Here is a 5,808-nt window from a genome sequence, read left to right as displayed (position 1 = left end):
CGCGACTCATAAGTGCTCGGTTATATGCGGGCCAATTGGTTGTGCGGTAGATTTTGTGTGCAGGCTTCTTCATTTGAAAATTATATCGCTGAAAAAGCCTTTACAGATAGGTTTGTGCAACAAAGCCCGCAAGTTCTATAAACGCATGATCCGTCATAAATACGCCCAATCATTGTCAATATAAAGAGTTAGCCCATTATGCCAATACAGGAACATCAATCCATAACGCCTCTGGAAAGTGTTTGGCTAAATATGCTTTTAAATATTCAGCAGTATCTTTAGAAATCAATGCATCTTGCGATTCATCATTTAAATTATAAGCCAGTGCATAAAGCACTAAGCCACGACTTTTTAATGCTTCCAAACTTAAAATCGTATGGTTAATGCTGCCCAAACGACCTGATGTCACCAAAATAATTGGGAATTTTTGCTGAGCAACATAATCAATTGTGAATAATTCAGTGGTTAGGGGAACCATCAAACCGCCCGCACCTTCCAATAAAACCGCTTGATATTTTTCTTTCAGTTGTTTGGTGGCAAACTCAATTTTTGCAAAATCGATTTCACGCCCATCGAGTTTGGTGGCTAAATGTGGCGATGCTGGATAAGTAAAAATTTCAGGCATGGTCAGCTTGGTTTCATCTTCAAGCAAAAAACCTGTACCCATAATCTGACGATGCTGCTCAATATCTTCAGAAACATCAACATTGCCGGTTTGAATCAGCTTTTGCGTGATCGTTCGCGTGCCTTGTTCATTCCATATTTTCGCCAAATAGCCTGTGGTATAGGTTTTGCCTATTCCTGTATCAATCCCACTGATAAAATATACAGACCCTGTCATGGCTTTCTCCGCACTATGCAATAGATAGGATGATAGGTCAGTGCATATTGCAGATGACCTGCTTCATCTTTTCTAGAAAACTGTTGATAATCTTGATAAAATTTTTGCAGACTGTGTTTTGTCCAGCGATAACCACTCGCTGTTGCCGTGACACCAGTGGCTTTTAAATGCTGTAACACCTGTTTGGGATGAGTGAAATCCAAGTGATACCGCTGTTCAGATAGATGCAAAATTTCAAATTGATTGCCGGCTAAGATATCCACTATCTGTGCTGCGCTAAAGTAATTCAGGCCTTGTCCAGTCAAGGTTTTTATTTCAATCAAATTTTGTGGGCCAAAACTGGAAAAACAAAAATAGCCATCCTCACTAAGTGAATTGCGCACTTTAGCAGTCAATGCATTGAAGTCCGTTAACCATTGCAATGCCGAACACGATGCAACTAGGTTTAAAGCCTTTGGCAACGCCACCTGTTCAATATCCCCAATCAACCAATCAGTCTGAGTTGAGCTATTAGAAAGTGCTGAAAAATGCTGCTGAACTTCAACATACAGATCATTCAACAGCAATTTTTTTATACGAAACTGCTCTAATAATTGATCGGTTAAATTTCCTGAACCACAGCCAATTTCCAAAACTTCAGAGAATTCGTGTGAGGGCAGATGTTTAGCCATTAAGCCAGCCAAATGTAATGCAATTTGCTTTTGCACTACGGCATGTTCACTATAGCTCAGCCCTGCTTGCGCAAAGCGTAGCGCCACGTGTGCTTTATCAATATCCATGCGTGTCAATCTCAAAGCAACGCAATCAGTTGCTCTAACTCAGCGGACTGAAGCTGAGCATTTAAGGAAATACGCAGGCGCGAGCTATGTTGCGGCACCGTTGGCGGACGCACTGGCATGATGTAAAAACCGGCCTGTTGTAAAGCTTTCGACTTTTTAACCGTTTTCAAGGAGTCGCCAATAATCACTGGCACAATATGCGAACTCGATGGGCAGGTAAAACCTTTGGCTTGTATTGCCTGCTGCAAACTTTTACTCATTTGTGCAAGATGGCTGCGTAAATGATTAAGGCTCAGTACGCGCTGAAAAATAAAATTCGTCCACGCCATACAGATCGGTGGCTGCGCGGTGCTAAAAATTAAAGGACGCATTTTATTGATTAAATAATCTCGAATAATCGGATGACAAATTAGGTAACCGCCAATGGATGCTAGCGCTTTACCAAAAGTGCCGACCAATAAATCAATCTGATCAATCACGCTATATTGTTCTGCACATCCGAGTCCCTGCTCACCACGCACACCAATTGCATGTGCCTCATCAACATACAGCATGACTTTAGCAAATTGCTGTTTAATCGCGACCAATGCGGCAAGATCAGTTTCATCACCATCCATACTAAAAATGGATTCGGTCACCACAATAATTCGTTCAATCTCAATATCGTCATGGTAGCGACCTAACAACTGTGTCAGATGTGCTAAATCATTATGGCGATAACGCACGTATTTCGCCGTGGATAAACGAATGCCATCAATCATGCTGGCATGAATCAGCTTATCGGCCAAAATTAAGGTTTTGCTGTCCGCCAGTGCCGGTAAAATTCCAATATTCATGTGGTAGCCACTGTTAAATAACAGCACTGCACGTCCATGAAAGGCATGGGTTAAACTTTGTTCGAGCAGTTCATATGCAGGGAAATTACCAGTTAACAACCGCGAAGAAGATGAACTCATCCAGCGTTGGCTATTCGGTGTTTCATCAAAAAATTGCTCACGTAGCTGTGTATTTGCAGCCAGTCCCAAATAGTCATTGGACGATAAATTCAGCATGCGCTGCTTATCTATTTCAATCCAGCGATCAGTCTGAATATTGGAGCGAAACTGACGTAAGTTACCTTGAGCTTTTAACTCATCCAACTGTTCTGCATAGAGATCAAGCATACTCATGCTGCTCTCTCCCCCAGTCCTTGCACCACTTCTTGCAATTGCTGCAACAACACAGCCAACTGCTGCTCAGAAATAATGTACGGCGGCATCACATACACCAGTTTACCAAAAGGGCGCACCCAAATTCCGCGTCGCACAAATTCCTGTTGCAAGGTTTTCATATCAACATTAAAGCTTAATTCCACAACACCAATGGCACCAAGCACACGCACATCTTGCACATAATTGAGTTTAGCTAACGAACTCAAGCCCAACTTTAGCTGTTGTTCTATACGTTGAATCTTACTCGCCCAGTCCTGTTGCATTAAAAGTTGGGTACTTTTCAGCGCAACTGCACACGCCAGCGGATTCGCCATAAAGGTTGGCCCATGCATAAATACACCTGCCTCACCCTGACTTATGGTTTCTGCGATATGCTTGGTAGTCAGAGTTGCAGACAAAGTCATATAACCGCCAGTCAAGCCTTTGCCAATACACATAATGTCTGGTTCAATTCCTGCCCATTCCCATGCAAATAATTTTCCGGTACGGCCAAAGCCTGTGGCAATTTCATCAAAAATCAATAAGACCTGATATTTCTCACAGAGTAATTGGGCTTGGCGTAAATATTCTGGGTGATAAAAACGCATCCCCCCAGCACCTTGCACAATCGGCTCCAAAACCAACGCTGCAATGCTTTCATGCTGCGTAGCCAAAGTTTGTTCAAGCTCTAAAATGTCGCCAGGATTCCACACCTCATCAAAGGCCGTTTGCGGTGCGGCAACAAAAATTCGATTGGGTAAACTTGAACCAAATATTTGATGCATGCCAGTCACTGGGTCACAAACCGACATGGCATTCCATGTATCTCCGTGATAGCCCGAGCGTGGTGTAATAAAATTGGTTTTTTTATTTTTTAAAGATGCGGCGCCAGATTGGGTAGACCCATTTTTAGAAGACCAGTATTGCACGGCCATTTTCATAGCGACTTCAACTGCCACCGAACCAGAATCAGCATAAAAAATTTTATCTAAAGATGGTGGCGTGATTTTGAGCAGCAAGCGTCCTAATTCAATTGCAGGGTCATGAGTTAAGCCGCCAAACATGATATGTGACATATTTTTCAGCTGATCAACCACTGCCTGATTTAGTTCAGGATGATTATAACCATGAATTGCACACCACCATGATGACATGCCATCAATCAGCTGTGTGCCATCTTCCAGCTCAATAACTGCCCCAAATGCACGTTTGACTTTAAAGGTCGGTAATGGCGCTGTTATGGAAGTATAAGGATGCCAAAGGTGCTGCTGATCAAATTGTAGATCGGTTAGTTCGGTCATCCTTAACTCCATATAAGCGCGGTATTGCATCAATGCGGAATGATGTTAAACCTGCTGGAATCAAAAATAAATTGCGATATAGGCCAGCTATACGGAGATTTGTTCAATTTTCTTTAAATATTGGTAGATTTTGCAACTTATGCTTTCAGCATCAAATAAAGGAAAGCCATGTGAGCCAGAAACTAATTCAGTTTGTAAAAATTCTACTGCTAAATTTCGCAATAAACGTTCAACTTTGTAACTAACTAAATAATCTTGCTTGGCAAAAACATGATACTGATAACCACTATAATTTTTTAAGATACTTACATTATTTAATTTTTCCAAGCAACTCAACCCCGCATGAAGCACATCTAAATTTTGCGCCTGAATTAAACTTTGCAGAGTTACAAAATCTTGCTTGGTACTATCAGTCCCTTGACACACCATGAAACCGAACTTCTTTAAAGTAGCAATAGCATCTTGTTGAAAGGATTGTTTAAAGTGCTGAAAACTCATTTGATCCATTGCTGCTGACCAGTCTTGATTAGCAACAAAACAAGGATTTGAACCTAGCGTGATCAGGACTTTTTTCTGCTGATATTGTTTTTGTATTGCATCTACCAAAATAGTCGCCAACTGACCGCCTAAAGACCAACCGATAATCACATCAAATTGTTTTGCCTGTTCAACTTTCTGTGCAAGCAAGTCTTTGTTTAAAGCATCAAAAATGTTCCAGAGTTCAACACTGAAGCCCTGTCCAATTAATGCCTGCTGTAAAGGAGTAAGTAATTTACTGCCGCCGCCCCATCCGGTAATAAGTAAAATATGTTGATTCAATGCAAACTCTAAAATTAAACGATTCCAAATAGTATAAAAGTTCAAAGTAAGTTTGATAGTGGCATTTCAGCACATCAACCGATTTGCAAAATACATTTGGGATCAATTTCGATAGATATAAAATCTGACTGCCTACATCGCTTTAAAATTTGCTAAGATCAGATAAAGAACAATATAAACTGATACTCTATGAAAGTTTCTTCATTGCTAAAAATCTGTTTAATGACATGTGCTTTAATAGCAACCACCCAAATCACAGTTGCCGAAACATCAATACTCAGCACCAGTCAAAACAAACAAAAACAATGGGTAGGCACCCCCGCACCCAACTTTAAATTGCAAGATCAAAACGGAAAATGGCACGAACTGAAGCAATATCAAGGGAAATGGCTTGTTCTGTACTTTTACCCCAAAGATAACTCCCCAGGTTGTACAGAAGAGGCCAATCAATTTAAAACCCTATATGCACAATTTTTAAAAAGTAATGCTGTTGTTTTGGGCGCAAGCTTAGATGATGTTGCTTCACATCAAAAGTTCTCTAAAGCACTGGGACTTCCCTTTCCAATTCTTGCCGATCAACAACATAAGCTAGCGACACAGTTAGGCATTGTACGAAACTTAGGGATTTTAAAAGTTGCCAAACGTGAAACCTTTCTCATTGATCCAAAAGGTATTATTGTTTATCACTACACCAGTGTGAATACACAGACACATGCGGCGCAAGTTTTGGCAGATATCAAAAAACTACAACATTGACATACTCCCACCACTTTCGACTAGCTCAAGTGGAGGATTCTAAAAGCAAAAGCTCTTAGGCGACTTCCTCACGGATTTCACTTGCTTTCTGCTTCACAAGGCGACCTTTACCGCATCCACCC

At 41.0% G+C, this 5,808-nt stretch carries 6 protein-coding genes; 1 reads left to right on the top strand and 5 read right to left on the bottom strand.

What is annotated here, in order from left to right; translation table 11 throughout:
* Nucleotides 1-196: 196 nt before the first annotated feature.
* The 5 genes from bioD to FTT84_RS16760 all read right to left on the bottom strand — a co-directional run bounded on the left by bioD (nt 197) and on the right by FTT84_RS16760 (nt 4,930).
* Nucleotides 197-841 (bottom strand): dethiobiotin synthase, encoded by a 645-nt coding sequence (bioD, locus tag FTT84_RS16780; protein ID WP_180081914.1) that lies wholly within the window; start codon nt 839-841, stop codon nt 197-199.
* Nucleotides 838-1,629, bottom strand: coding sequence for a malonyl-ACP O-methyltransferase BioC (bioC, locus tag FTT84_RS16775; RefSeq protein ID WP_180081916.1), 792 nt, complete (start codon nt 1,627-1,629; stop codon nt 838-840). Before bioC ends, bioD begins: the two co-directional genes overlap by 4 nt.
* 2 nt (nt 1,630-1,631) lie before the next feature.
* On the bottom strand, nt 1,632-2,789 hold the full coding sequence (locus tag FTT84_RS16770) for an 8-amino-7-oxononanoate synthase (protein WP_180081912.1): 1,158 nt from the start codon (nt 2,787-2,789) through the stop codon (nt 1,632-1,634).
* A complete protein-coding gene (gene bioA, locus FTT84_RS16765; protein WP_180081910.1) occupies nt 2,786-4,111 on the bottom strand; it encodes an adenosylmethionine--8-amino-7-oxononanoate transaminase in 1,326 nt (441 codons plus the stop codon). The genes FTT84_RS16770 and bioA overlap by 4 nt, the downstream gene beginning before the upstream one ends.
* 87 nt (nt 4,112-4,198) lie before the next feature.
* On the bottom strand, nt 4,199-4,930 hold the full coding sequence (locus FTT84_RS16760) for a hydrolase (protein WP_180081908.1): 732 nt from the start codon (nt 4,928-4,930) through the stop codon (nt 4,199-4,201).
* Between the two features lie 189 nt (nt 4,931-5,119).
* Between FTT84_RS16760 and FTT84_RS16755 the strand changes: the two genes are divergently transcribed.
* Nucleotides 5,120-5,686 (top strand): peroxiredoxin, encoded by a 567-nt coding sequence (locus FTT84_RS16755; RefSeq protein WP_180058892.1) that lies wholly within the window; start codon nt 5,120-5,122, stop codon nt 5,684-5,686.
* Nucleotides 5,687-5,808: the final 122 nt, after the last annotated feature.

Origin of the sequence: Acinetobacter sp. YH01019 (genome assembly GCF_013420285.1) — a bacterium.
In the GTDB taxonomy this organism is placed as follows: Bacteria; Pseudomonadota; Gammaproteobacteria; order Pseudomonadales; family Moraxellaceae; genus Acinetobacter; species Acinetobacter gandensis.
Note: the sequence above shows the minus strand (reverse complement) of the source record. Positions and strands in the feature narration are given on the sequence as shown.

What these genes read in the sequence shown, in the direction of transcription:
- bioD (WP_180081914.1), bottom strand. Translation starts at nt 841, where the DNA reads ATGACAGGGTCTGTATATTTTATCAGTGGGATTGATACAGGAATAGGC.
- FTT84_RS16770 (WP_180081912.1), bottom strand. Translation starts at nt 2,789, where the DNA reads ATGAGTATGCTTGATCTCTATGCAGAACAGTTGGATGAGTTAAAAGCT.
- bioA (WP_180081910.1), bottom strand. Translation starts at nt 4,111, where the DNA reads ATGACCGAACTAACCGATCTACAATTTGATCAGCAGCACCTTTGGCAT.
- FTT84_RS16755 (WP_180058892.1), top strand. Translation starts at nt 5,120, where the DNA reads ATGAAAGTTTCTTCATTGCTAAAAATCTGTTTAATGACATGTGCTTTA.